Raw genomic sequence first — 22,754 nt, 5'->3', positions numbered from 1 at the left:
GGTGGCCGGTCGCGACACGACGCGGCCGTCCCGGCGCGGGCTGCCGGGACGGCCGTGGTCGCCCCGAACGGGGCCGGGAAATTCAGCGGTTGACGTGCCGGCCGCTCAGGAAGTCCTCGCGGGCGAGCAGTCCGGTGTCGGCGTTGTCGGTGAAGATGCCGTCGATGCCGGTGGCGAAGTAGGCCTGGAACACGGCGAAGACGTCACCGTAGGCGTCGGCGGCGGTGCCCTTGCGGAACTCGGGCGGCAGGAACGGGTTCTCGTTGCGGGCGGTGTACGGGTGCAGGATCAGACCCGCGGCGTGCGCGTCCCGGACCAGCGTGCTCGGCCGGGTGAGGTTGCCGTCGGCGTCCTTGGGGATGACCAGGTCGACGGTCGGGCCGATGCCCTGCGCGTAGGAGGCGATCTCCTTCAGGCCCTTGGGCGTGATCAGGTCGGCGACCGTGCGCGGATCGCCCGCCTCGGCGAAGTCCCAGGGGCGGCTGCGGGCGTCCGACAGCAGCACCACGAGCGGATTGCCGACGAGCCGGTCCAGCCGCTGGATGCTGCTCGGCTCGAAGGACTGGAGGATCACCGGGGAGTCCTTCTTGTCCTTGCCGTACTTGCGCAGCAGCGCGGCGACCCGCTCCTCCAGGCCGAGGCCCAGCTTGCGGAAGTACGTCGGGTGCTTGGTCTCGGGGTAGATCCACACCTGCCGGCCGCGCTTGCGGGTCTGCTCGTCCTGCCACCTCAGGACCTCTTCGAAGGTGGGGATCTCCCAGCGGCCGTTGTAGAGGGTGTTGTGGGGGCGGTTGGCCGGGATGCGTTCGACCGCGCGCAGCGTCTTCAGCTCGGCGAGGGTGAAGTCCTCGGTGAACCAGCCGGTGGTGGGCACCCCGTCCAGGGTCTTGGTGGTCCTGCGGGCGGCGAACTCGGGGTGGTCGGCGACGTCCGTGGTGCCACCGATCTCCGGCTCGTGCCGGCACACGAGGTGACCGTCCTTCGTCGGCACCAGGTCACCGGCCTCGACGACATGGGCGCCGAGGTCGAGGGCCAGGTCGTAGGAGCCGAAGGTGTGCTCGGGCCGGTAGCCGCTGGCGCCCCGGTGGCCGACGATCGTCGGCACGGGCAGGCTCTTCAGCCCGCCGCCCTTCCGGCCGCCGGAGCCGCCCTGGGCGGCTCCGGCCGCGCCGGGCAGTCCGAGTACCGCTCCGCCCGCGCCCAGCACCGCGGCCCCGAGCACGGCCCGGCGTCCGGTCCCGCGTCCCTGCTCGTCCGACTCCCGCGTACCCATGACCGCCTCCTGGTCTCGTGTCGTCCGCGCGCCGATCGTAGGGGGGCACCGATGACGGGCGGGAGACCGCGCGGCGAACACCGGCATGACGCCGGGTGTCGCCGGAGGCCGTACGGGACACAACGGGCGCCGCCCGCCGAACGGGTGACAGCCCGTCGGCATGACCCGGGCCGGCCAGGGAAGGCGCACTCAGTGACGGTCGTCGCGGCCCCGCGGCGCGGCCGATCCGCCGAACGGGGCGAAGTGGCGTACGGCGCGGGCGCCGCCGCGCGCGTCGCGCGGTCGGGGCACCGCCGCCTCCGGCCTCGCTGTGTCGTGGCCCGATGACCGCCGCCGGTCCCTGCGGACCGGAACCGCCACGGCGGCGCCCAGCACCATGAGCAGCACGACGAAGGCGACCACGATGGGCATCCCGTTCCCCTCCCGGACGGCGAGCGACCTCCATCACATCGTTCCGTTCGGGTTACCGGCGCGAAACGTACCTCCGTCGCAGGTAAACGTATGTCAACAGTGCGTAAGAGGCGGTGAGCCCGATGTGCATTCGGCCCCGGGCCGCGAGTATCGTCCTCACCTGCACAGACTCATGAACAATCCCTCGACATCTCCAGACACCGGAGGGCCCGTTGTCCCGCTTCGCGCTCATCAAGGGAGTGCTCGGCCCGATCATGCGCCTGATGTTCCGCCCACGGGTGGAGGGCGCGGAGCGGATTCCGGGCGACGGCCCGGTGATCCTGGCCGGCAACCACCTGACCTTCATCGACTCGATGATCCTGCCGCTGGTCTGCGACCGTCAGGTCTTCTTCATCGGCAAGGACGAGTACGTCACCGGGAAGGGCTTCAAGGGCCGGCTGATGGCCTGGTTCTTCACCGGCGTCGGCATGATCCCGGTCGACCGTGACGGCGGCCGGGGCGGTGTGGCCGCGCTGATGACCGGCCGCCGGGTGCTGGAGGAGGGCAGGATGTTCGGCATCTACCCGGAGGGCACCCGCTCCCCCGACGGCCGCCTCTACCGCGGCCGCACCGGCATCGCCCGGCTCACCCTGATGACCGGGGCGCCCGTGGTCCCGTTCGCCATGATCGGCACCGACAAGCTCCAGCCGGGCGGGTCGGGTCTGCCCCGGCCGGGCCGCGTCACCGTCCGCTTCGGCGAGCCGATGGAGTTCTCCCGGTACGAGGGCATGGACCGGGACCGGTACGTCCTGCGGGCCGTGACCGACTCGGTGATGGCGGAGGTCATGCAGCTGTCCGGGCAGGAGTACGTCGACATGTACGCGACCAAGGCGAAGGCGGCCTAGGCCTCCGGCGGTCGGGCGGGGCACGACGGCCGCGGGTCCGCCGTGGCCGGTCGCCACCGCGCCGCGCAGGCTCGTCCCGGCACCGCCCGCGCCCTCGTCGTACCCTGCCCGGGGTTCAGAGCTTCTGGCCCTTCAGCAGGAACCACGCCGCCAGTGCCGTTGCCAGCAGTACCGCCGCTCCCGCTCCCGACGCCAGGTGCAGGCCGTGGACGAAGGACTCCCTGGCCGCGTGCAGCAGGGCCTCGGAGGTCCGCGCCGGCAGGCTCGCCGCCACCTCGACCGCGCCGCCCAGCGACTCGCGGGCGGCGGACGGTGTGCCCGCCGGGCCGGTGAAGCCCCGGTAGACGCCGGTGACGATGGAGCCCAGCAGGGCGATGCCGAGGGCCGCGCCCAGTTCGTACGCCGTCTCGGAGACCGCCGAGGCGGCGCCCGCCTGCTCCTTGGGCACGCTGGACAGGATCACGTCGGCGGTCACTGTGAAGGAGAAGCCGGCACCGACGCCGACCACCAGCAGGGACGTGCCCAGCAGCGGGTAGCCGGTGGTCCCGCTGAGCGTCGTCAGCGCGGCCAGCCCCAGACCGATGGCGGCCAGTGAGCCGGAGACCACGGTCCGCACCGAGAAGCGCCTTGCCGCCCGTCCGGCGAGCAGTCCGGCCGCCACCGCGCCCACGGCGGCGGGCAGTTCGAACAGACCCGCCTCGAACGGTCGCCTGCCCTGCACGAGTTGCAGGTACTGGGACAGGAAGAACACCAGACCGGACATGCCGAGCACGGTCAGCAGATCGGCGAGGACGGCGCCGGAGAACCCCCGGCTGCGGAAGAGCCGCATGTCCAGCAGCGGCTTCGGCAGCGTGAGCTGGCGGCGGACGAAGCCGTACAGCGCCGCCGCGCCCAGCAGACCCGTGGCCAGGACCGGCCAGGTGAACCCTCGTGCCACGGCCTCCTTGACCGCGTAGACGACGCCGATCACGCCGACCAGCGACAGCACGACGCTCGCCAGGTCCCACGGGCCCGGGTCGGGGTTGCGGGACTCGGGCAGGGTCTTGATGCCGACCAGGACGAGGACCGCCATCACGGGCAGGTTGATGAGGAAGACCGAGCCCCACCAGAAGTGCTCGAGCAGCAGGCCGCCCACGATCGGGCCGACGGCCGTGCCGCCGGAGGCGGTGGCGCCCCAGATGCCGACGGCGAGGCTGCGCTCGCGCGGGTCGTGGAAGAGGTTGCGGATCAGGGCGAGCGTGGCGGGCATCAGGGTGGCGCCCGCGACACCGAGCAGCGCCCGCGCCAGGATCATCAGTTCCGGCGTGGCGGCGTAGGCGTTGAGCACGGAGACCGCGCCGAACGCGGTGGCTCCGCCGAGCAGGATGCGCTTGCGGCCGATGCGGTCGCCGAGGCTGCCCATGGAGACGAGCAGACCGGCGATGACGAAGGAGTAGACGTCGCCGATCCACAGCAGCTGGGTGCCCGAGGGCCTGAGGTCCTCACTGATGAAGGGGGTCGCGAGACCGAGGACGGTCGCGTCGACGGCCACCAGCAGCACGGCGAGCACGAGGACGGAGAGCGCGAGCCAGCGGCCCGGACGCTGCTCCACCTCCGCCACGCGAGCCGGCTGCAGGGTGCTGGTCATGATTCCTCGTTCCGTGAAGTGTCCGTGCGCAGTGCGCCGCCGAGCACCAGCTCGGTGATCATGTGGTGGAAGTCCTTGGGGGCGACCTTGCCGCTCAGTACGACGTAGGCGCCGGAGGCGATCAGGCCGACAAGGGCCTCGGTGAGCCAGGCGGGGGTGAGGTCGATACGGATCTCGCCGCTGAGCTGGCCGCGCCGGAAGACCTCGGAGATGCGCTCGTCGAGCCGCGCCCAGCCCTCGTTCTGCTCCTCGCCCTCGAACAGCTGGTTCTCCGTGTAGAGGAAGGAGAGCAGCCCGGCCGCCGGTTCGATCTCGCGGACCAGGCGCCGTACGGCGTCTCCGGCCGGCCCCTCCTCCAGACGGGCCGCGTCGAGGGCGGCCTCGCACTCGGCGATGCCGAGCGCCTCCAGCGCCCTGACGAGCGAGTCGCGTCCGGCGAAGTGGCGGTGCAGCGTGGCCCGGCTGATCCCGGCCGCCTTGGCGACCTCGTCCATGGTGGCGGTGGACTTGTGGGTGAGCAGGGTGGCTGCGCTGCGCAGCACGTGGTCACGATCGACAGCCATGAGACAACGATAGCCCGAATGAGACACCGATGTCTCACATTAGGCGTACGTGTCTCACTGGCTCATGCTGGAGGAGGGTGCCGTGGGCGCTCAGCGCCAGGGCAGCTGCCCGCGCCGCTCCCAGTAGGCCCGAGGTTCCTCGGCCAGCGCGTCGAGGCGGGAGAGCTGGTCCTCGTCGAGGTCGACGGCAGGTGCGTGCAGGTTGGAGGCGAGCTGGCCGGGTGTGGCGGCGCCGGAGAGGACCACACCGGCCCAGGGCCTGCGCAGGATCAGGGCGAGGGCGACCGCGTCGCAGCCCAGGCCCGTCTCCCGGGCGACCGCCTTGAGCGCCTCGGGGGCGTACGGCTCGGCGAGCCGGCCGTTGGCCATGCCCTCCTTGACGATCACCGTCAGTCCGGCGTCGTGCGCCTCGGCGAGGGCGGGACCGGCGGAGGTCTCCAGGGCGTTGTACGTCGACTGGACGGTACGGAAGAGGGGGGCGCCGTCGGCCGTCACGCCGAGCGCGGCCCGGACGGTGTCGGCCTGGGCGGGTCCGCTGGTGGAGAAGCCGATCGTGAGGCCGCCCGCGGCGGCCTCGGCGAGCCTGGCGTGCAGCTCCTTGTCGGTGAGCGCCGGGCTGTCCGGGGTCAGCGAGTGGATCTGGTACAGATCGAGCCGGTCGCCGAGCAGTTCGGCGGTCTCGGCGCGCTGCCGCTCGTAGGTGGCGAGGCTGTGGTCCTTGACCTCGTGCCGGTCGGCGTCGGTGGTCCAGTTCGCGGTGTAGGTGTAGCCCCACTTGCTGCCGACGACGACGTCGTCGGCGTCGGGGCGGGCCCTGAGCCAGTCGGCGAGGAACTCCTCGGCGCGGCCGTAGGAGCGGGCGGCGTCCACGTAGCGGACGCCCTGGGCGTAGGCGGCGTCCAGGAGTTCGTGGGTGCGCTCGCGCAGGGCGTCCACGGTGCGGTCGGCCGGGAGGTCCTTGTCGCGGCCGAGGTTGATGTAACCCGGACGCCCGACGGCGGCGAGTCCCAGGCCGATGTGGCACGTGGGGGTCGTGGCCGAGGCCAGTCGGGCGAAGGGCATCGCGGGCTCCGTTCGGTCGCTTCCTTACGGCTGTGGACCAACTTAGCCCGCGAGGCCCCGAAGGCCGGCGAACTACTTCCGGGCGTCCGCCCACTGGTGCTGCGCCGCCACGTCCGCCTTGACCTCGGCGAGCTGGACGGCGACCGCGCTCGGGGCGGTGCCGCCGCGGCCGCTGCGGGAGGCGAGGGCGCCGGGGACGTTGAGGACGGTGCGCACCTCGGGCGTCAGATGGCCGGAGATCTTGGCGAACTGCTCGTCGGTCAGCTCGTCGAGTTCCTTGCCCTCGGCCTCGGCGGCCTTCACGCACTCGCCGGCGACCTCGTGCGCCACCCGGAACGGCACGCCCTGCTTGACCAGCCACTCGGCGATGTCGGTGGCCAGCGAGAAGCCGGCCGGGGCCAGCTCCTCCATGCGCTCGCGGTGCACGGTGAGCGTGGCCATCATGCCGGTGAAGGCCGGCAGCAGGACCTCCAGCTGGTCGCAGGAGTCGAAGACGGGTTCCTTGTCCTCCTGGAGGTCGCGGTTGTACGCCAGCGGCAGCGCCTTGAGGGTGGCGAGCAGCCCGGTCAGGTTGCCGATCAGCCGGCCGGACTTGCCGCGCGCCAGCTCGGCGATGTCCGGGTTCTTCTTCTGCGGCATGATCGACGAGCCGGTGGAGAAGGCGTCGTGCAGGGTCACGAAGGAGAACTCCTTCGTGTTCCAGATGATGATCTCCTCGGCGATCCGGGAGAGGTTCACACCGATCATCGCGGTGACGAAGGCGAACTCCGCGACGAAGTCCCGGGAGGCCGTGCCGTCGATGGAGTTGCCGGCGCTGCCGCGCTCGAAGCCGAGGTCCCGCGCCACCGCCTCCGGGTCCAGGCCGAGGGAGGAACCGGCCAGGGCACCGGAGCCGTACGGTGACACGGCCGTCCGCTCGTCCCACTGGCGCAGCCGCTCGGCGTCCCGCGACAGGGACTGGACGTGCGCGAGGACGTGGTGGGCGAACAGGACCGGCTGGGCGTGCTGAAGGTGGGTGCGGCCGGGCATGGCCACGTCCGGGTGGGCCTCGGCCAGGCCGATGAGCGCGTCCTGGAGGTCGGCGATCAGACCGCCGATGATCCTGGCGTGGTCGCGCAGGTACATGCGGAAGAGGGTGGCGACCTGGTCGTTGCGGGACCGGCCGGCGCGCAGTTTGCCACCGAGGTCGGCGCCGAGGCGCTCCAGCAGCCCGCGCTCCAGGGCGGTGTGCACGTCCTCGTCGGCGATGGTGCCGGTGAAGGAGCCGTCGGCGACGTCCGCCTCCAGCTGGTCTAGGCCGGCCAGCATGCGCCGCAGTTCGTCGTCCGTGAGCAGCCCGGCCTTGTGCAGCACGCGCGCGTGGGCGCGGGAGCCGGCGATGTCGTAGGGCGCGAGGCGCCAGTCGAAGTGGACGGACGCGGACAGCTTCGCCAGGGCCTCGGCGGGGCCGTCGGCGAAACGGCCGCCCCAGAGCCGTACGTCACCGCTGTTGCTGCTCACTGCGTTGCTCCTCGGAGATGGCGATGTGCGCGACCGCCTCCCCACCCGTGAGTGAGGAGGCGGTTGTCAGGCTAGTGCGTGCGAGGCGACCCGGCGCCGTGACGCGAGGTCCGCGCCGGGCCGGGCCCCAGGGTCTTTCGTCCGGATCGAGCCCGGCATGATCCGAACGAGAGGACCTAGGCCAGGTCGCGCCGTGCGGCGATCTTCGACGACAGGCTGTAGATGTCGATGAAGCCCTTGGCGGCGGACTGGTCGAAGGTGTCGCCGGTGTCGTAGGTGGCGAGGTTGAAGTCGTACAGCGACTCCTGGGAGCGCCGGCCCGTGACGACCGCGCGGCCGCCGTGCAGGGTCATGCGGACGTCGCCGGAGACGTGCTGGTTGGCCTCGTTGATGAAGCCGTCCAGGGCGCGCTTGAGCGGGGAGAACCACTGGCCGTCGTAGACCAGTTCGCCCCAGCGCTGCTCGACCTGCCGCTTGTAGCGGGCGAGTTCGCGCTCGACCGTGACGTTCTCCAGCTCCTGGTGGGCGGTGATCAGGGCGATCGCGCCGGGAGCCTCGTACACCTCGCGGGACTTGATGCCGACGAGGCGGTCCTCGACCATGTCGATCCGGCCGATGCCCTGGGCGCCGGCGCGCTCGTTGAGCTGCTGGATGGCCTGGAGGACGGAGACGGGCTTGCCGTCGATGGCGACCGGGACGCCCTCCTTGAAGGTGATGATCACCTCGTCGGCCTCACGGGCGACGGCCGGGTTCTGGGTGTACTCGTAGATGTCCTCGATCGGCGCGTTCCAGATGTCCTCGAGGAAGCCGGTCTCCACGGCGCGGCCGAAGACGTTCTGGTCGATGGAGTACGGGGACTTCTTGGTGGTCGCGATCGGGAGGTTCTTCTCCTCGCAGAACGCGATGGCCTTGTCCCGGGTCATCGCGTAGTCGCGGACCGGGGCGATGCACTTCAGGTCGGGGGCGAGGGCGACGATGCCGGCCTCGAAGCGGACCTGGTCGTTGCCCTTGCCGGTGCAGCCGTGGGCGACGATGCCGGCGCCGTGCTTCTGGGCGGCGGCGACCAGGTGCTTGACGATCGTCGGCCGCGACAGCGCGGAGACCAGCGGGTAGCGGTCCATGTAGAGGGCGTTGGCCTTGATCGCCGGGAGGCAGTACTCGTCGGCGAACTCGTCCTTGGCGTCGGCGACCTCTGCCTCGACGGCACCGCAGGCGAGCGCGCGCTTGCGGATGACGTCCAGGTCCTCGCCGCCCTGGCCGACGTCGACCGCAACGGCGATGACCTCGGCGCCCGTCTCCTCGGCGATCCAGCCGATGGCGACGGAGGTGTCCAGACCGCCCGAGTAGGCGAGTACGACGCGCTCGGTCACGGGATTCTCCTCACACTGCATTCGCTGACATGCATGAGTATGCAGAACTCTGCATGGTTCGTCAATCTCGTCCGGGGCGCGTCGCCGCACCAGGGGATTCGCAAGGTGTCTTCAGAACCCGCCCGTCACTCCTTGAACGAGCGCAACCGCTTCCGCGTATCTCCCGGCGAACACAGGCGCCCCGGCCGCCGGACCCCGGGCGCCTGCCTCCCCGGCCGCCTGCGCCTCACCCCGTGAGGCGACAGGCAGCCGTGGCCGCCCCGAGGAAGCGCCGGCCGGGGCGGCCACGGTGGTCCGGAAGGCGCAATTCCTTAGACAGGCGAAAGAACTTCCCCGGATAATCGCTGGACATGGGAAAGACGTATGAGCGCATAGACGGCAGGCTGCGCACGTTCATCGAGCGGCAACCCCTCTTCTTCACCGCGACCGCCCCGCTCTCCGGCGACGGCACGGTCAACCTCTCCCCCAAGGGCCTCAAGGGCTCCTTCGCGGTGCTCGACGAGCACACCGTGGCCTATCTGGACTTCGCCGGGTCCAACGCGGAGACCATCGCCCACCTGCGCGAGAACGGCCGGATCACCCTGATGTGGTGCGCCTTCCAGGGCCCGCCCAACATCGTGCGCGTCCACGGCCGGGGCGAGCCCGTCTTCCGCGACGACCCTCGTTTCGGTGAACTCCTCGCTCGTTTCCCCGACATCGATCCGGCCGACCACGGGCTTCGCGCGATCATCGTCGTACACGCCGAGCTGGTGCGGGACACCTGCGGATACGCGGTGCCCTTCATGGCGTACGAGGCGGACCGCGATCTGCACGGCAGGCGCTTCGCGCGCGAGGACGACGCCTCGCTGAGCGACTACTTCACCAGGAAGGAGCACGTGGCCACCAGCCTGGACGGACTGCCCGGGCTGCCGTTGCCGCTGCCGCCCACTACGGTCTGAGCCATGCGCCCCGGTGCCGCCTCGGTCCTCGCCGCCCTGTCCCTCCTCACGCTCGGTGCCGCGCCCGCGGGGGAGGTGCCGCTGCCGGCGCGGATGCGGGACACCGGCGGCGGCACCCAGCTGATCACCGCTCAGGCCGCCCGCGCCGACGCCACCTCGGGCACCGTCATCTGGTGGGACCTGCGCGGCGGACGCTGGGTGCGGGCCGGTTCGGCGCCGGCCCGGTTCGGCGCGAAGGGGCTCGTCGAGGGCACGGTGCGGCGGCAGGAGACGTACACGACGCCGACCGGGCTGTACCACCTGCCGTTCGCCTTCGGCGTCGAGTCCGCGCCGGGCGGGACCCGGCTGCGGTACCGGCGGGTGGGCCCCGACTCCTGGTGGTGCCAGGACAACGGCTCGCGCTCCTACAACCGCTGGACCCAGCCGCGCCCCGCGGACTGCCGGGCCGACGAGTCCGAGCACCTGGTGGCGTACCCGAGGCAGTACGCGCACGCGCTCGTCATCGGGTTCAACTACTCCCGTCCGGTGCGCGGCCGGGGGGCGGGGATCTTTCTGCACGTCAACGGGCCCGGGGCGACGGCCGGCTGTGTGTCGGTGCCGCGGGAGGCCATGCGGCGGATCCTGGCGTGGGCGGATCCCGGGCGCCGGCCGCACATCGCGATCGGCACGGCGGGCGGGACGACCGCGATCAGCCGTTACTGACTCAGGCTTTCGCCCGGATCAGGCCTGATCAGGCCCGCGAGCCCGGCGTGATCCGGACGAAAGACCCTGGACGCCGCCCGCCGGCAGCCGGACGGTGAAGGCCGTGGAGCCGGGGCGGCTGTCCAGGCCGACACTGCCGCCGTGGGCCTCCGTCACGGCCGCCACGATCGACAGGCCCAGGCCGGCCCCGGCGCCGCCGAAGGAGTCGGTGCGACGGCGGTCGGCCCTGGTGAAGCGCTCGAAGACACCCGGCTGGACCTCCTCGGGGACGCCGGGCCCGTCGTCGTGCACCCGCAGCACGGCCGTGACGACACCCTCCGGGTCCGCCTCCCGGTCGCACTCCAGGTCCAGGGACACCGTCACCTTGGTGCCCGCGGGCGTGTGCGCACGCGCGTTGGCCAGCAGGTTGCCCAGCACCTGCTGGAGCCGGTGGGCGTCACCGGTCACCGTCACCGGTTCCTCCGGCAGCTCCAGCGCCCAGCGGTGCACCGGACCCGCGGCCCGGGCGTCCGTCACCGCGTCCAGGACCAGGCGGGTCAGGTCGACCGGGTGGCGGTCCAGGGGACGCCCGGCGTCCAGCCGGGCCAGGAGCAGCATCTCGTCGACCATCTCGCCCATGCGCGCGGACTCGGCGGCGATGCGTTCCAGGGCCCGGGTGACCTCGGGCGGCACCGGCCCCGGGTGGAGCAGGGCGAGCTCGGCATGGCCGCGCACGGTCGCGACCGGGGTGCGCAGCTCGTGGCTGGCGTCGGCGGCGAATCCGCGCAGGCGTTCCTCGCTGGCGTGCCGTTTGGTCAGCGCGTCCTCGACGTGGTGGAGCATCCGGTTGAAGGCGGCGCCGACCCGACCGACCTCGCTGCGCGGGTCGGCGCGCGGCGCGCGGGGCGGCAGCGCCACCTCGCCGCTGGCGAGCGGCAGCTCGCTGACCCGGGCGGCGGTTTCCGCGACCCGGGTCAGCGGCCGCAGCGACCAGCGCACCCACAGGGCGCCCGCGACCCCGGCGATGGCCAGGGCCAGTGCGGAGACGGTCCCCGCGACCAGTTCCAGGCGGTGGACCGCGGCCCGCACCGGCGCCATCGGCAGCCCGGTGACCAGCACGTCACCGTCCCGGCCCGGCCAGGCCGCCAGCCGGTACTCGCCCAGGTCGGACAGGCGCACCGTGTGCCCGCCGCGGTCCACCGGGAGCGCGGCCAGTGCCCCGCGGTCGGCGCCGGTGAGGGTGACGTCGAAGCCGGGACGGGACTGAGAGGGGACCATGGCCGCGTGGGTCACCGTGCCGCCGAGGAGCCGCGCACCGAAGGTGCCGGCGGCCTGGCGGCGGGTGTCGCCGCGCTCGTCGCCGTCGTGGTCGGAGGGCTTTGCGGGCGTGGCGGTGCCGTGCTCCAGGCTCTCCGGGAAGCCCGGACCGGCCTCCTGGAGCTGCTGGTCGATCCGACCGGTGAGGAAGCCGTCCAGTTCGAGGACCGCGGCCACGCCGACGGCGGCGCAGCCGACGGCCAGCAGCACCACCAGGCCGAAGGTGAGCCGGGCCCGCAGGGTGCGCGGCCGGGGCAGCCGCCGTGTCCGCGGTGTCATCGCCCGCCGCGGCACGGTCACCGTACCGCCGGCTTCAGCACGTACCCGGCCCCGCGCACCGTGTGGATCATGGGCTCGCGGCCGGCGTCCACCTTCTTGCGCAGGTACGAGATGTACAGCTCCACCACATGGGCCTGGCCGCCGAAGTCGTAGGACCACACACGGTCGAGGATCTGCGCCTTGCTCAGCACCCGGCGCGGGTTGTGCATCAGGAAGCGCAGCAGCTCGAACTCGGTGGGGGACAGCTCGATCAGCTCTCCGGCCCGGGTGACCTCGCGGGCGTCCTCGTCCATGACCAGGTCGCCCACGGTCAGCCGCGGGCCGTCCGCCGGCTGCCGGGCCATGCCGGCGCGGCGCAGCAGTCCGCGCAGCCGGGCGACCACCTCCTCCAGGCTGAACGGCTTCGTCACGTAGTCGTCGCCGCCCGCGGTGATCCCCGCGACACGGTCCTCCACCGCGTCCCGCGCCGTGAGGAAGAGCACACAGACGTCCGGCTGCGCGGCGTGCAGCTCACGCAGCACGGCGAATCCGTCGGTGTCCGGGAGCATCACGTCGAGGACGACGGCGTCGGGCCGCACCTCGCGCGCCGCGGCGACGGCCGAGGCCCCGTCGCCCGCGGCGCGCACCTCCCAGCCCTGGTAGCGCAGGGCTCCGCAGAGCACTTCGGCGAGGTCGGGGTCGTCGTCGACGACGAGGATGCGCACGGGGGTGCCGTCGAGTCGGGTGAGGGCGGGCAGGCCGGGAGGGCCCGGGCGGAAGGTGTTCATGGCCCTTCCAGCATCGCCGGTGCCCGGCCCGGACGGCGAGGGAGAACCCTCTGAGTTTTCTGTGAGTGGGCCCACTCCGCCCGCGGCTCAGAGCTTCCTCAGAGGTTCGCCCCGCACAGTTGCGTCCTGGACCGGCGAAGGGACGGGAGAGCGGATGACCACGGTGTACGAGCGGCGGGCGGCACCGCCCGTGCCACTGGCGCCCCGGCGCTCCCCGGCGGGCGCGGTGCTGGCGCTGCTGTGGGCGGGTGCCGCCGCGGTGGTCCTCCTGTGGTGGTACGACACCGCCTCCGTCGTGGGCGCGGCGGGCTGGCTGACCGGCGCCGGACGGATCGCGGGCCTGCTGTGCGGGTACGCCTGCGCGGTGCTGGTGGGTCTGATGGCGCGGGTGCCGCTGCTGGAGCGCCGGATCGGCTCGGACCGGGTGGCGCGCTGGCACGCGATGGCCGGCCGCTACACGGTGTGTCTGCTGGTCGTGCACGTGGTGCTGGTCCTCGCCGGGTACGCCGCGCAGGACGGCTCCTCCGTTCTGCGCGAGGCGGTCACGGTGGTGCTGGACTACCCGGAGATGCTGAAGGCCACCGCCGGGACGCTGATCCTCTTCGCGGTCGGCGTCACCTCGGCGCGCGCGGTGCGCCGCCGGACCGGTCACGAGTTCTGGTACTACACGCACCTGCTCACCTACGCCGCCGTCTTCCTGGCCTTCGGCCACCAGGTGGCGCTGGGCGGCGAGTTCACCGGTCACGTCCTGGCCACGGCGGCCTGGTACGCGCTGTACCTGGGCGTCGCGGCCCTGGTGGTGTGGTTCCGGATCCTGGTCCCGGTACGGCTCAACCTGCGCCACGGGATGCGGGTCGAGGCGGTCCACAAGGAGGCTCCGGGTGTGTACTCCGTCGTCGTGCGTGGCCACCGGCTGGACGAACTGGGCGCGCGGCCCGGACAGTTCTTCCGCTGGCGGTTCCTCGCCGAGGGCATGGGCTGGACGTCGACGCCGTACTCCCTGTCGGCGCCGCCCCGTCCGGACCTGCTGCGCATCACGGTGAAGGCCCTCGGCGACCACAGCGCGGCCGTGCCGCTGCTGCGGCCGGGCACCCGGGTGTGGGCGGAGGGCCCCTACGGGTCGATGACCGCCGAACGGCGCACCTCGCACAAGTCCCTGCTCATCGCCGCCGGAGTCGGCATCACACCGCTGCGGGCGCTGTTCGAGACGCTGCCCGGTGACGTCACCCTGCTGTACCGGGCACGTACGGCCCAGGACCTCGCCCTGGGCGGTGAGTTGGAGGCCATAGCGCGCGGGCGCGGGGCGCGGGTGCTGTACGCGCTCAACGGCCCGCGCGGCGAACGCCCCCGCCTCACCGTGGAGTCCCTGCGTGCGGCCGTCCCCGACCTGGCCGGGCACGACGTGTATCTCTGCGGCCCGCACGCCTTCGCCCGGGACCTGTACGAGGTGCTGCGCGCCGCCGGGGTGCCGGACCGCCGTATCCACCACGAGTCGTTCGAGCTGTGAGGCCCTGTTGCACGCGTTGAGGAAGAACCGTCCGCTGCGCCGCGTCGTGCTGGCGAGCGCCGCCACCGTCTCCGGGCTGGTGATGCTGCTGTCGCTCAAGCCGCACACACCGCCGCAGATCGCCGCGGATCCCGCGCCGGCCCCGTCCAGCGGTTCGAGCACGTCCGGCGGGACCGGCGGGACCGGTCGGTCCACCGGCACCAGGACCGTCACCGGTGAGACGGTGCGGACGCGCTGGGGTCCGGTCCAGGTGCGGGTCACGCTCGTCGACGGCCGGATCACCGACGTGACGGCACTCGCCCGGCCCTCCGGCAACCCGCGGGACCGGGAGATCAGCGGCTACGCCATCCCCCAGCTGCGCAGGGAGGCGCTGACCGCGCAGAGCGCGAGCATCGACACCGTCTCGGGCGCGACGTACACCAGTGACGGATACCGCCGCTCGCTCCAGTCCGCGCTGGACGCGGCCGGACGCTGAACCTCGACCGGATGCTGAACGCGTGGCCGCCGTGGCACGTATTCCAGGGCCAAGGGACCACGCCGCCCCCTGACCCCGTCCGCGGAGGAACCGTGACCAGCACGCTCGCAGGAGGCCGCGCCGCCCGGCGCCAGACGATGCGCCGCATCCGGCCGCGCCGCTCCCCCGCCGTCCCACTGCTGACCGCCGTCTGGGCGGGCGCGGCGGGCGTCGTCTGGCTGTGGTGGATGAACACCCCGTCCATCGACGGCACCGCCGGGAAGGTCCTGAACGCGGGCCGGATCACCGGCCTGCTCGCCGGCTACCTGATGGCGCTGGTCGTGCTCCAGATGGCGCGGGTGCCGGCCCTGGAGCGGCGGGTGGGCTCCGACCGGGTCGCCCGCTGGCACGCCATGACCGGCCGGTACACGCTGTGCCTGGTCCTCGCGCACGTCTTCCTCACCATGTGGGGCTACGCGCTGCTGGGCGGCAAGTCGCTCGGCGACATCGTGGCGCAGACCGTCGAATCCGTCGAGCAGCTGCCCGACATGGGCAAGGCCGCGATCGGCACCGGACTGCTGGTGGTCGTCGGACTGGTCTCGATCGGCCCGGTGCGCCGCCGGATGCCCTACGACACGTGGTACCACGTGCACCTGTTCACCTATGTCGCGGTGTTCCTGACGTTCTGGCACCAGATCACCACCGGCAACGACTTCGCCGTGGAACCGGCCGCCAGGACCTTCTGGTACGGCCTGTACGGCGCGGTGACCGCGCTGGTGATCTGGTACCGGATCCTCACCCCGATCCGGCTGAACCTGCGTCACCGCATGCGGGTGGAGGCGGTGATCGAGGAGACGCCGGGCATCGTGTCGGTGCTGATCGGCGGCAAAAAGCTGCACCGGATGGGCGCGGAGGCCGGGCAGTTCTTCCGCTGGCGGTTCCTGGCACCCGGCATGCGGTTCTCCTCCCACCCGTACTCCCTGTCGGCGGCGCCCCGTCCGGACCTGCTGCGCATCACCGTCAAGGCGATCGGCGACCACAGCGCCGGGCTGCGCGAACTCACCCCCGGCACCCGGGTGTGGGCGGAGGGGCCGTACGGCGCGCTGACCGCGTCCCGGCGCAGCCGCGGCAAGGTGCTGCTGGTGGCGGGCGGGGTGGGCATCACGCCGATGCGGGCGCTGTTCGAGACGCTGCCCGGCGCGGCCGGTGACATCACGCTGCTGTACCGGGCCAACAGCACGCAGGACCTGGCCCTGTGGGGCGAACTGGCGAAGATCGCCGACGAGCGCGGCGCCCGGCTGATGTACGCGGTGAACAGCCCGGACGGGGAACGCCCCGACATCTCCGCCGAGTCGCTGCGCCGCAAGATCGCCGACATCGACCGCCACGACGTCTTCATGTGCGGCCCGCCCGGCTTCGCGCAGTCGGTGTACGAGGCACTGCGCGGCGCGGGTGTCCCCGCCCGCCGCATCCATCACGAGTCGTTCGAGATGTGAGCGACGGGAACGCGGAACGGCCGCGGAAACCAGAAGACTTACGGGACTCACGGAATTCAGGAGCTCATCGGCGATGAGGAAGAGCCACCCCATCCGACGTGCCGTGCTGGCCGGCGCCGCGACCGTGTCCGGCATCGTGCTGTTGCTGTCGCTGAAGCCGGCCTCCGACCCGGCCTCCGCCTCGGCGGCCGGCGCGGCGCCGCAACGGACCGCGACGGCGCAGGAGTCGCCGCAGGGCGGCAGCGGCGCGCGGCGGACGGGCACGCGGTCCGTGACCGGCGACGTGGCCCGGACCCAGTACGGCGACGTGCAGGTCCGGCTGACGGTCAGCGGCGGCAGGATCACCGCGGCGGAGGCGGTACAGGCACCGCAGGGCGGGGTCAGCGGCCAGAAGAGCGACCTCGCCGTCCCCAGGCTCAACCAGGAGGCCGTGACCGCGCAGAGCGCCGACATCGACACGGTGTCGGGAGCGACCTACACCAGCGACGGCTACAAGAAGTCCCTCCAGTCGGCACTGGACAAGGTGAAGGCGGACGGTTCGGCGTCCGGGCAGGCCTCCGGTTCGCCGTCCGGTTCGTCCTCCTCGGGGGCCGCCGGCTCGCAAGCCGCGCAGACCCGTACCGTCACGGGCGACGCCGCGCAGACCCAGTACGGCCCGGTGCAGGTCCGGATCACGGTCAGCGGCGGCAGGATCACCAAGGCCGAGGCGGTACAGGCACCACAGGGCGGCGTCAGCGGCCAGAAGAGCGACCTCGCCGTCCCCAGGCTCAACCAGGAGGCCGTGACCGCGCAGAGCGCCGACATCGACACGGTGTCGGGAGCGACCTACACCAGCGACGGCTACAAGAAGTCCCTCCAGTCGGCACTGGACGAGGCGGGTGGCTGAGACCGTGTCCGGTTCGGCGCAGGGTCCCGTCGCGGTGCGGCACGCGGAGGAGGTCATGGGGACCGTCTTCTCCTTCGACGTGCGCGGCGGTCGGTCCGACGCGGTGGCGGCGGCCCTGGGCGAGGCGATCGTCGGGCTGCACCGCGTCGACGAGGTGTTCAGCACCTACCGCGACGACAGCCAGCTCTCCCGCCTGGCGCGCGGTGAGCTGACCGTGGCGGAGTGCGACCCCGAGGTCGCCGAAGTGCTCGAACTGGGCGCCGAGGCCGAACGGGTCAGCGAGGGCTGGTTCAGCCTGCGCTACCAGGGGAGCCTGGATCCGACCGGGATCGTCAAGGGCTGGGCCGCCGAACGGGCCGCCCGGCGGATCGCGGCGGCGGGGGTGAGCGGGGTCAGCGTGAACGGCGGCGGAGACGTGCAGTTGCTCGGCTCCCCCGACTCGCAGCGGCCCTGGCGCGTGGGCGTCTCTGACCCCCTGCGCCCCGGCGGGCTCGCGGCGGTGGTCTCCGCGGCGGGTACGAGCGAGCTGGCGGTGGCGACGTCGGGCACGGCCGAGCGCGGCGCCCACATCGTCGACCCGGGCACCGGCAGGTCGGCGGTCACCGACCTGGTCGCGGTCACCGTGGTCGCCCCCAGCCTGACCTGGGCGGACTGCTGGGCGACGGCCGCGTTCGCCATGGGCTCCCGCGAGGGCCTGGCCTGGCTGGAGTCGTTGCCGGACGTGGAGGCGCTGCTGATCACGGCGGGCGACGAGGTCAGGTGCACGCACGGGCTCGCCGCCCGGCTGGGCTGAGGACCGGCCGGCCCCGCGCCAAGCTCACTGGCCGTTCTGGGCCAGCCTCAGCAGGTGGTCCGCCAGTGCCTGTCCCCCCGTGGGGTCCCGGCTGATCAGCAGCAGCGTGTCGTCGCCGGCGATGGTCCCCAGGATGTCGTGCAGCTCGGCCTGGTCGATGGCCGAGGCCAGGAACTGCGCCGCCCCCGGAGGCGTTCGCAGGACCACGAGGTTGGCGGATGCCTCCGCGGAGATCAGCAGCTCCTGCGAGAGCCGCCGCATCCGCTCCTCCTTCACCGACTCCCCCAGCGGTGCGCGCGGGGTGCGGAAACCACCCTCGCTGGGCACCGCGTAGATGAGGTCGCCGTCGGTGTTGCGGATCTTCACCGCGTTCAGCTCGTCCAGGTCGCGGGAGAGCGTCGCCTGGGTGACGCTCAACCCGTCGTCGGCCAGCAGCTTCGCCAACTGACTCTGGGAGCGCACCGGTTGCCGGTTGAGGATGTCCACGATCCGGCGGTGGCGGGCGGTGCGGGTCTGCGGCACCGCAGGCCCGGCCTCGGTCTGACCGTTCTGCGCCTGACTCATCGTCGTCTCAATCTCCGGATCATCCGTCCCCGTTTGCCACGTCCAGGACGCCGGGCAGCGCCCCGAGGAAGGCGTCCACCTCGTCGTCGCCGAGGTTCAGCGGCGGCATCAGCCGTACGACCTCGGGGGCGGGCGCGTTCACCAGGAAACCGGCCTCCTGAGCCGCCTGCTGCACCTGGGGCGCGCGCGGCTCGGTGAGCACGATACCCAGCAGCAGGCCCGCGCCCCTGACGTGGGCGACCAGCGGGTGGTCCAGTGACTCGATCCCCTCGCGCAGCCTCTCGCTCTGCCGCTTGACGTTCTCCAGCAGCCCCTCGCCCGCGATCGTGTCCAGGACGGCGAGTCCGGCGGCGCAGGCGACCGGGTTGCCGCCGAAGGTCGTACCGTGCTGACCGGGCTGGAGCAGGTCGGCGGCGCGCCCGAAGGCGACGGTGGCGCCGAGCGGCAGTCCGCCGCCCAGGCCCTTGGCGAGCGTGACGACGTCGGGCAGGACGCCCTCGTGGGCCTGGTACTCGAACCAGTGCCCGGTGCGCCCGACGCCGGTCTGCACCTCGTCGAGGACCAGCAGCGAACCGGTGGCCGCCGTGATCGCCCTGGCCGCCTTCAGATAGCCGGGCGGGGGCACCACGACCCCGTTCTCGCCCTGGATGGGCTCGATGACGACGAGGGCGGTCTCCTCGGTGACCGCGGCGGCCAGGGCCCGCGCGTCCCCGTAGGGCACGTGGGTGACCGCGCCGGGCAGGGGCAGGAACGGCTCCTGCTTGCCGGGCTGGCCGGTGAGCGCGAGGGCGCCCATCGTACGGCCGTGGAAGCCGCCCTCGGTGGCGACCATGTGCGGCCGCCCGGTCAGCCGGCCGATCTTGAAGGCGCCCTCGTTGGCCTCGGCACCGGAGTTGCAGAAGAACACCTTGCCGTCCCGGCCGAAGAGCTGGAGCAGCCGTTCGGCCAGGGCCACGGGCGGTTCGGCGATGAACAGGTTGGAGACGTGGCCGAGGGAGGCGATCTGCCGACCGACCGCCTCCACGACGGCGGGGTGGGCGTGGCCGAGCGCGTTGACCGCGATACCGCCGACGAAGTCGACGTACTCCCGGCCGTCGGCGTCCCACAGCTTCGGGCCCGCACCGCGGACGAGGGCGAGCCGCGGGGTGCCGTAGTTGTTCATGAGCGCGCCCTGCCAGCGCGCGGCCAGTGCCTGGTTGCCCGTCTCCTGATTGCCCGTTTCCTGATTGCTCGCGTCCTGGTTGCTCACGACTCCCCCTGTTCGTCCGGCACGACCATCGTGCCGATGCCCTCGTCGGTGAAGATCTCCAGCAGGATCGAGTGCTGGACCCGGCCGTCGATGACGCGGGCGGTGGTCACGCCGCCCCGCACCGCGTGCAGGCAGCCCCGCATCTTCGGCACCATGCCGGAGGACAGCTCCGGCAGCAGCTTCTCCAGCTCGCTCGCGGTCAGGCGGCTGATCACCTCGTCGGAGTTCGGCCAGTCCTCGTAGAGGCCCTCGACGTCGGTGAGGACCATGAGGGTCTCGGCGCCCAGTGCCGCAGCGAGTGCCGCAGCCGCCGTATCAGCATTGACGTTGTAGACATGTCCGTCGTCCTGGGAGCGGGCGATCGAGGAGACGACCGGGATGCGGCCGTCGGCGAGCAGCGCCTCGATCGCGCCGGTGTCGATCGCGGTGATCTCGCCCACCCGCCCGATGTCGACCGGCTCGCCGTCGATCTCGGGGGTGTGCTTGGTGGCGGTGATGGTGTGCGCGTCCTCGCCGGTGAGGCCGACGGCGAAGGGCCCGTGCTGGTTGAGCAGGCCCACCAGTTCCCGCTGCACCTGCCCGGCGAGCACCATCCGCACGACGTCCATGGCCTCCTCGGTGGTGACCCGCAGACCCGCCTTGAACTCGCTGACGATGCCGTGCCGGTCGAGCGCCCGGCTGATCTGGGGGCCGCCGCCGTGCACGACGACGGGCCTGAGGCCGGCGTGCCGCAGGAAGACGACGTCCTGGGCGAAGGCGGCCTTCAGCTCCTCGTCCACCATGGCGTTGCCGCCGAACTTGATGACGACGATCTTGCCGTGGTGCCGGGTCAGCCAGGGCAGCGCCTCGACGAGGATCTTCGCCTTGGGGAGCGCGGTGTGTTTGCGAGTGGTTCCGGAGCTCATGAGGAGTAGGCGCTGTTCTCGTGGACGTAGTCGGCGGTGAGGTCGTTGGTCCAGATGGTGGCGGTCTCGGTGCCTGCCGCGAGGTCGGCCACGATGTGGACCTCGCGGTAGCGCATGTCGACCTTCGCGCGGTCCTCGCCGACGCCGCCGTTCTTGCAGACCCAGACGCCGTTGATGGCGACGTTGAGCCGGTCGGGCTCGAAGGCGGCCTGGGTGGTGCCGATCGCCGAGAGGACGCGGCCCCAGTTGGGGTCCTCGCCGTGGATGGCGCACTTGAGGAGGTTGTTGCGGGCGATGGAGCGGCCCACCTCCACGGCGTCCTCCTCGGTCGCGGCGCCCACCACCTCGACCTTGATGTCCTTGCTGGCGCCCTCGGCGTCCCGGATGAGCTGCTGCCCGAGGTCGTCGCACACCGCCCGTACGGCCTCGGCGAACTCCGCGTACGGCGGGGTGACCCCGGAGGCGCCGGAGGCGAGCAGCAGCACGGTGTCGTTGGTGGACATGCAGCCGTCGGAGTCGACCCGGTCGAAGGTGACCCTGGTGGCGGCGCGCAGCGCCTGGTCGAGCACGTCGGCCTCGAGGTCGGCGTCCGTGGTGAGGACCACGAGCATGGTGGCCAGGCCCGGGGCGAGCATGCCGGCACCCTTGGCCATACCGCCGACGGTCCAGCCGTCCTTGGTCACCACGGACGTCTTGTGGACGGTGTCGGTGGTCTTGATGGCGATGGCGGCCTTCTCGCCGCCGTGCTCGGAGAGCCGGGCGGCGGCCGTCTCGACGCCCGGCAGCAGCTTGTCCATGGGCAGCAGGACGCCGATCAGTCCGGTGGAGCAGACCGCGACCTCGATGGCGCCGACACCGAGCACGTCGGCGGCCTTCTCGGCGGTGGCGTGGGTGTCCTGGAAGCCCTTGGAGCCGGTGCAGGCGTTGGCGCCGCCGGAGTTGAGGACGACCGCGGAGAGCCTGCCGTCCTTGAGGACCTGCTCGGACCACTGCACCGGGGCGGCCTTGACGCGGTTGGAGGTGAAGACGCCCGCGGCGGCGCGGCGGGGTCCGGTGTTGACCACGAGGGCCAGGTCCGGGTTGCCGCTCTCCTTGATCCCGGCGGCGATGCCCGCCGCCTGGAACCCCTTGGCTGCCGTGACGCTCACGGTGCGACTCCGATCGTGGAAAGTCCGAGCTCCTCGGGAAGTCCGAGGGCGATGTTCATGCTCTGCACCGCGCCGCCCGCGGTGCCCTTGGTCAGGTTGTCGATGGCGCTGATCGCGATGACGCGGTGCGCGGCGGGGTCGTACGCCACCTGGATCTGCACGGCGTTGGAGCCGTACACGGAGGCGGTGGCGGGCCAGCGCCCCTCGGGCAGGAGGCGGACGAAGGGCTCGTCGGCGTAGGCCTTCTCGTACGCGGCGCGCACGGAGTCGGCGGTGACCCCGGGCCGGGCCTTGGCGCTGCACGTGGCGAGGATGCCGCGGGGCATCGGCGCGAGCGTGGGCGTGAAGGACACGGTGACGCGCTCACCCGCCGCGGCGCTGAGGTTCTGGATCATCTCCGGGGTGTGCCGGTGCAGGCCGCCCACCCCGTAGGGGGACATGGATCCCATGACCTCGGAGCCGAGCAGGTGCGGCTTGGCCGCCTTGCCGGCGCCGGAGGTGCCGGACGCGGCGACGATCACGGCCTCGTTCTCGGCGAGTCCGGCCGCGTAGGCCGGGAAGAGGGCGAGGGAGGCGGCCGTCGGGTAGCAGCCGGGCACCGCGATGCGCCGGGCACCCGCCAGCGCGGCGCGGCCACCGGGGAGTTCGGGGAGGCCGTAGGGCCAGGTGCCGGCGTGCGGGGAGCCGTAGAAGCGCTCCCAGTCGGCGGGGTCCTTCAGCCGGAAGTCGGCGCCCATGTCGATGACGAGGACGTCGGGTCCCAGTCGCTCGGCGACGGCGGCGGACCGGCCGTGCGGCAGGGCGAGGAAGACGACGTCGTGCCCGGCGAGGACTTCGGGGGTGGTCTCCTGCAGGACGCGGTCGGCGAGGGGCGGCAGGTGCGGCTGCAGGGCGCCGAGCCGCTCGCCGGCGTTGGTGTTCCCGGTCAGGGCGCCGATCTCGGCCTCGGGGTGCGCCAGGAGCAGGCGCAGCGCTTCTCCGCCCGCGTATCCACTCGCTCCGGCGACCGCCACACGTACAGCCATGAACCCTCCTCCTCGATGGCATGACTATACGTATTCCTGCACGTTTATGCAACGG

General features: G+C 72.4%; 22 protein-coding genes. 8 read left to right on the top strand and 14 right to left on the bottom strand.

Translation table 11 applies throughout. The annotated features are described in order from the left end of the window. Positions 1–82 precede the first annotated feature (82 nt). Together ACFY3J_RS12100 and ACFY3J_RS12095 are read right to left on the bottom strand one after the other, a co-directional pair. Entirely contained in the window at positions 83–1,273 is a 1,191-nt protein-coding gene (locus ACFY3J_RS12100) for a glycerophosphodiester phosphodiesterase (RefSeq protein WP_384175458.1), read from the bottom strand. Between the two features lie 189 nt (positions 1,274–1,462). Further along, a complete protein-coding gene (locus tag ACFY3J_RS12095; protein ID WP_390840817.1) occupies positions 1,463–1,684 on the bottom strand; it encodes a hypothetical protein in 222 nt (73 codons plus the stop codon). A gap of 212 nt (positions 1,685–1,896) precedes the next feature. Between ACFY3J_RS12095 and ACFY3J_RS12090 the strand changes: the two genes are divergently transcribed. Beyond that, positions 1,897–2,568 carry a lysophospholipid acyltransferase family protein gene (locus ACFY3J_RS12090; protein ID WP_390840816.1) on the top strand — a complete coding sequence of 224 codons (672 nt, stop codon included), beginning with the start codon at positions 1,897–1,899 and terminating at the stop codon, positions 2,566–2,568. A gap of 115 nt (positions 2,569–2,683) precedes the next feature. Here ACFY3J_RS12090 and ACFY3J_RS12085 read toward each other — a convergent pair whose 3' ends face one another. The 5 genes from ACFY3J_RS12085 to ACFY3J_RS12065 all read right to left on the bottom strand — a co-directional run bounded on the left by ACFY3J_RS12085 (position 2,684) and on the right by ACFY3J_RS12065 (position 8,690). Further along, entirely contained in the window at positions 2,684–4,195 is a 1,512-nt protein-coding gene (locus tag ACFY3J_RS12085; RefSeq protein ID WP_384175453.1) for an MFS transporter, read from the bottom strand. After that, positions 4,192–4,758: a TetR/AcrR family transcriptional regulator gene (locus tag ACFY3J_RS12080; protein ID WP_384175451.1), complete on the bottom strand. Its 567-nt coding sequence runs from the start codon at positions 4,756–4,758 to the stop codon at positions 4,192–4,194. Before ACFY3J_RS12080 ends, ACFY3J_RS12085 begins: the two co-directional genes overlap by 4 nt. 90 nt (positions 4,759–4,848) lie before the next feature. Further along, complete coding sequence (locus ACFY3J_RS12075; RefSeq protein ID WP_390840815.1) at positions 4,849–5,820, bottom strand: aldo/keto reductase; 972 nt, start codon at positions 5,818–5,820, stop codon at positions 4,849–4,851. 72 nt (positions 5,821–5,892) lie between these two features. Continuing rightward, on the bottom strand, positions 5,893–7,320 hold the full coding sequence (gene argH / locus ACFY3J_RS12070; RefSeq protein ID WP_384175447.1) for an argininosuccinate lyase: 1,428 nt from the start codon (positions 7,318–7,320) through the stop codon (positions 5,893–5,895). A gap of 176 nt (positions 7,321–7,496) precedes the next feature. Then, the gene (locus ACFY3J_RS12065) at positions 7,497–8,690 is read right to left on the bottom strand and encodes an argininosuccinate synthase (protein ID WP_384175445.1); all 1,194 of its coding nucleotides are present in this window, start codon (positions 8,688–8,690) and stop codon (positions 7,497–7,499) included. Positions 8,691–9,040: 350 nt separating this feature from the next. On the opposite strand from ACFY3J_RS12065, the gene ACFY3J_RS12060 reads away from it, so the two are divergent. Next, on the top strand, positions 9,041–9,628 hold the full coding sequence (locus ACFY3J_RS12060; protein WP_384175443.1) for a pyridoxamine 5'-phosphate oxidase family protein: 588 nt from the start codon (positions 9,041–9,043) through the stop codon (positions 9,626–9,628). A gap of 3 nt (positions 9,629–9,631) precedes the next feature. Then, positions 9,632–10,330: a L,D-transpeptidase gene (locus ACFY3J_RS12055; RefSeq protein WP_384175441.1), complete on the top strand. Its 699-nt coding sequence runs from the start codon at positions 9,632–9,634 to the stop codon at positions 10,328–10,330. A gap of 18 nt (positions 10,331–10,348) precedes the next feature. On the opposite strand, the gene ACFY3J_RS12050 is transcribed toward ACFY3J_RS12055, so the two are convergent. Both ACFY3J_RS12050 and ACFY3J_RS12045 read right to left on the bottom strand, forming a co-directional pair. Continuing rightward, positions 10,349–11,905 carry a sensor histidine kinase gene (locus tag ACFY3J_RS12050; RefSeq protein ID WP_390840814.1) on the bottom strand — a complete coding sequence of 519 codons (1,557 nt, stop codon included), beginning with the start codon at positions 11,903–11,905 and terminating at the stop codon, positions 10,349–10,351. Between the two features lie 17 nt (positions 11,906–11,922). After that, the gene (locus ACFY3J_RS12045; RefSeq protein ID WP_390840813.1) at positions 11,923–12,672 is read right to left on the bottom strand and encodes a response regulator transcription factor; all 750 of its coding nucleotides are present in this window, start codon (positions 12,670–12,672) and stop codon (positions 11,923–11,925) included. Between the two features lie 154 nt (positions 12,673–12,826). On the opposite strand from ACFY3J_RS12045, the gene ACFY3J_RS12040 reads away from it, so the two are divergent. The 5 genes from ACFY3J_RS12040 to ACFY3J_RS12020 all read left to right on the top strand — a co-directional run bounded on the left by ACFY3J_RS12040 (position 12,827) and on the right by ACFY3J_RS12020 (position 17,808). Further along, positions 12,827–14,179 carry a ferric reductase-like transmembrane domain-containing protein gene (locus ACFY3J_RS12040; RefSeq protein WP_390840812.1) on the top strand — a complete coding sequence of 451 codons (1,353 nt, stop codon included), beginning with the start codon at positions 12,827–12,829 and terminating at the stop codon, positions 14,177–14,179. A gap of 7 nt (positions 14,180–14,186) precedes the next feature. After that, positions 14,187–14,654, top strand: coding sequence for an FMN-binding protein (locus ACFY3J_RS12035; protein ID WP_384175433.1), 468 nt, complete (start codon positions 14,187–14,189; stop codon positions 14,652–14,654). Positions 14,655–14,746: 92 nt separating this feature from the next. Beyond that, a complete protein-coding gene (locus ACFY3J_RS12030) occupies positions 14,747–16,129 on the top strand; it encodes a ferric reductase-like transmembrane domain-containing protein (protein ID WP_384175431.1) in 1,383 nt (460 codons plus the stop codon). A 73-nt stretch (positions 16,130–16,202) separates the two neighbouring features. Then, the gene (locus ACFY3J_RS12025) at positions 16,203–17,015 is read left to right on the top strand and encodes an FMN-binding protein (protein WP_390840811.1); all 813 of its coding nucleotides are present in this window, start codon (positions 16,203–16,205) and stop codon (positions 17,013–17,015) included. A gap of 55 nt (positions 17,016–17,070) precedes the next feature. After that, positions 17,071–17,808, top strand: a complete 738-nt coding sequence (locus tag ACFY3J_RS12020; protein WP_390840858.1) for an FAD:protein FMN transferase — start codon at positions 17,071–17,073, stop codon at positions 17,806–17,808. Positions 17,809–17,832: 24 nt separating this feature from the next. Here ACFY3J_RS12020 and ACFY3J_RS12015 read toward each other — a convergent pair whose 3' ends face one another. The 5 genes from ACFY3J_RS12015 to argC are packed head-to-tail and all read right to left on the bottom strand — an operon-like array spanning position 17,833 to position 22,699. Then, entirely contained in the window at positions 17,833–18,372 is a 540-nt protein-coding gene (locus tag ACFY3J_RS12015) for an arginine repressor (protein ID WP_100567805.1), read from the bottom strand. Between the two features lie 19 nt (positions 18,373–18,391). After that, positions 18,392–19,621, bottom strand: coding sequence for an acetylornithine transaminase (locus ACFY3J_RS12010; protein ID WP_384175428.1), 1,230 nt, complete (start codon positions 19,619–19,621; stop codon positions 18,392–18,394). Beyond that, on the bottom strand, positions 19,618–20,526 hold the full coding sequence (gene argB, locus ACFY3J_RS12005; RefSeq protein ID WP_384175426.1) for an acetylglutamate kinase: 909 nt from the start codon (positions 20,524–20,526) through the stop codon (positions 19,618–19,620). Before argB ends, ACFY3J_RS12010 begins: the two co-directional genes overlap by 4 nt. Beyond that, the gene (gene argJ, locus ACFY3J_RS12000) at positions 20,523–21,674 is read right to left on the bottom strand and encodes a bifunctional glutamate N-acetyltransferase/amino-acid acetyltransferase ArgJ (RefSeq protein ID WP_390840810.1); all 1,152 of its coding nucleotides are present in this window, start codon (positions 21,672–21,674) and stop codon (positions 20,523–20,525) included. Before argJ ends, argB begins: the two co-directional genes overlap by 4 nt. Next, complete coding sequence (argC, locus tag ACFY3J_RS11995) at positions 21,671–22,699, bottom strand: N-acetyl-gamma-glutamyl-phosphate reductase (protein ID WP_390840809.1); 1,029 nt, start codon at positions 22,697–22,699, stop codon at positions 21,671–21,673. Before argC ends, argJ begins: the two co-directional genes overlap by 4 nt. Positions 22,700–22,754 lie beyond the last annotated feature (55 nt).

Origin of the sequence: Streptomyces sp. NPDC001231 (assembly GCF_042896885.1) — a bacterium.
Lineage (GTDB): Bacteria > Actinomycetota > Actinomycetes > Streptomycetales > Streptomycetaceae > Streptomyces.
This window is presented reverse-complemented; position numbering and strand designations above follow the sequence as displayed.

Coding starts and splice junctions, on each gene's coding strand:
- ACFY3J_RS12100 (WP_384175458.1), bottom strand. CDS start 1,273: ATGGGTACGCGGGAGTCGGACGAGCAGGGACGCGGGACCGGACGCCGG.
- ACFY3J_RS12095 (WP_390840817.1), bottom strand. CDS start 1,684: ATGCCCATCGTGGTCGCCTTCGTCGTGCTGCTCATGGTGCTGGGCGCC.
- ACFY3J_RS12085 (WP_384175453.1), bottom strand. CDS start 4,195: ATGACCAGCACCCTGCAGCCGGCTCGCGTGGCGGAGGTGGAGCAGCGT.
- ACFY3J_RS12080 (WP_384175451.1), bottom strand. CDS start 4,758: ATGGCTGTCGATCGTGACCACGTGCTGCGCAGCGCAGCCACCCTGCTC.
- ACFY3J_RS12075 (WP_390840815.1), bottom strand. CDS start 5,820: ATGCCCTTCGCCCGACTGGCCTCGGCCACGACCCCCACGTGCCACATC.
- ACFY3J_RS12060 (WP_384175443.1), top strand. CDS start 9,041: ATGGGAAAGACGTATGAGCGCATAGACGGCAGGCTGCGCACGTTCATC.
- ACFY3J_RS12055 (WP_384175441.1), top strand. CDS start 9,632: ATGCGCCCCGGTGCCGCCTCGGTCCTCGCCGCCCTGTCCCTCCTCACG.
- ACFY3J_RS12050 (WP_390840814.1), bottom strand. CDS start 11,905: ATGACACCGCGGACACGGCGGCTGCCCCGGCCGCGCACCCTGCGGGCC.
- ACFY3J_RS12045 (WP_390840813.1), bottom strand. CDS start 12,672: ATGAACACCTTCCGCCCGGGCCCTCCCGGCCTGCCCGCCCTCACCCGA.
- ACFY3J_RS12040 (WP_390840812.1), top strand. CDS start 12,827: ATGACCACGGTGTACGAGCGGCGGGCGGCACCGCCCGTGCCACTGGCG.
- ACFY3J_RS12025 (WP_390840811.1), top strand. CDS start 16,203: ATGAGGAAGAGCCACCCCATCCGACGTGCCGTGCTGGCCGGCGCCGCG.
- ACFY3J_RS12020 (WP_390840858.1), top strand. CDS start 17,071: ATGGGGACCGTCTTCTCCTTCGACGTGCGCGGCGGTCGGTCCGACGCG.
- ACFY3J_RS12015 (WP_100567805.1), bottom strand. CDS start 18,372: ATGAGTCAGGCGCAGAACGGTCAGACCGAGGCCGGGCCTGCGGTGCCG.
- argB (WP_384175426.1), bottom strand. CDS start 20,526: ATGAGCTCCGGAACCACTCGCAAACACACCGCGCTCCCCAAGGCGAAG.
- argC (WP_390840809.1), bottom strand. CDS start 22,699: ATGGCTGTACGTGTGGCGGTCGCCGGAGCGAGTGGATACGCGGGCGGA.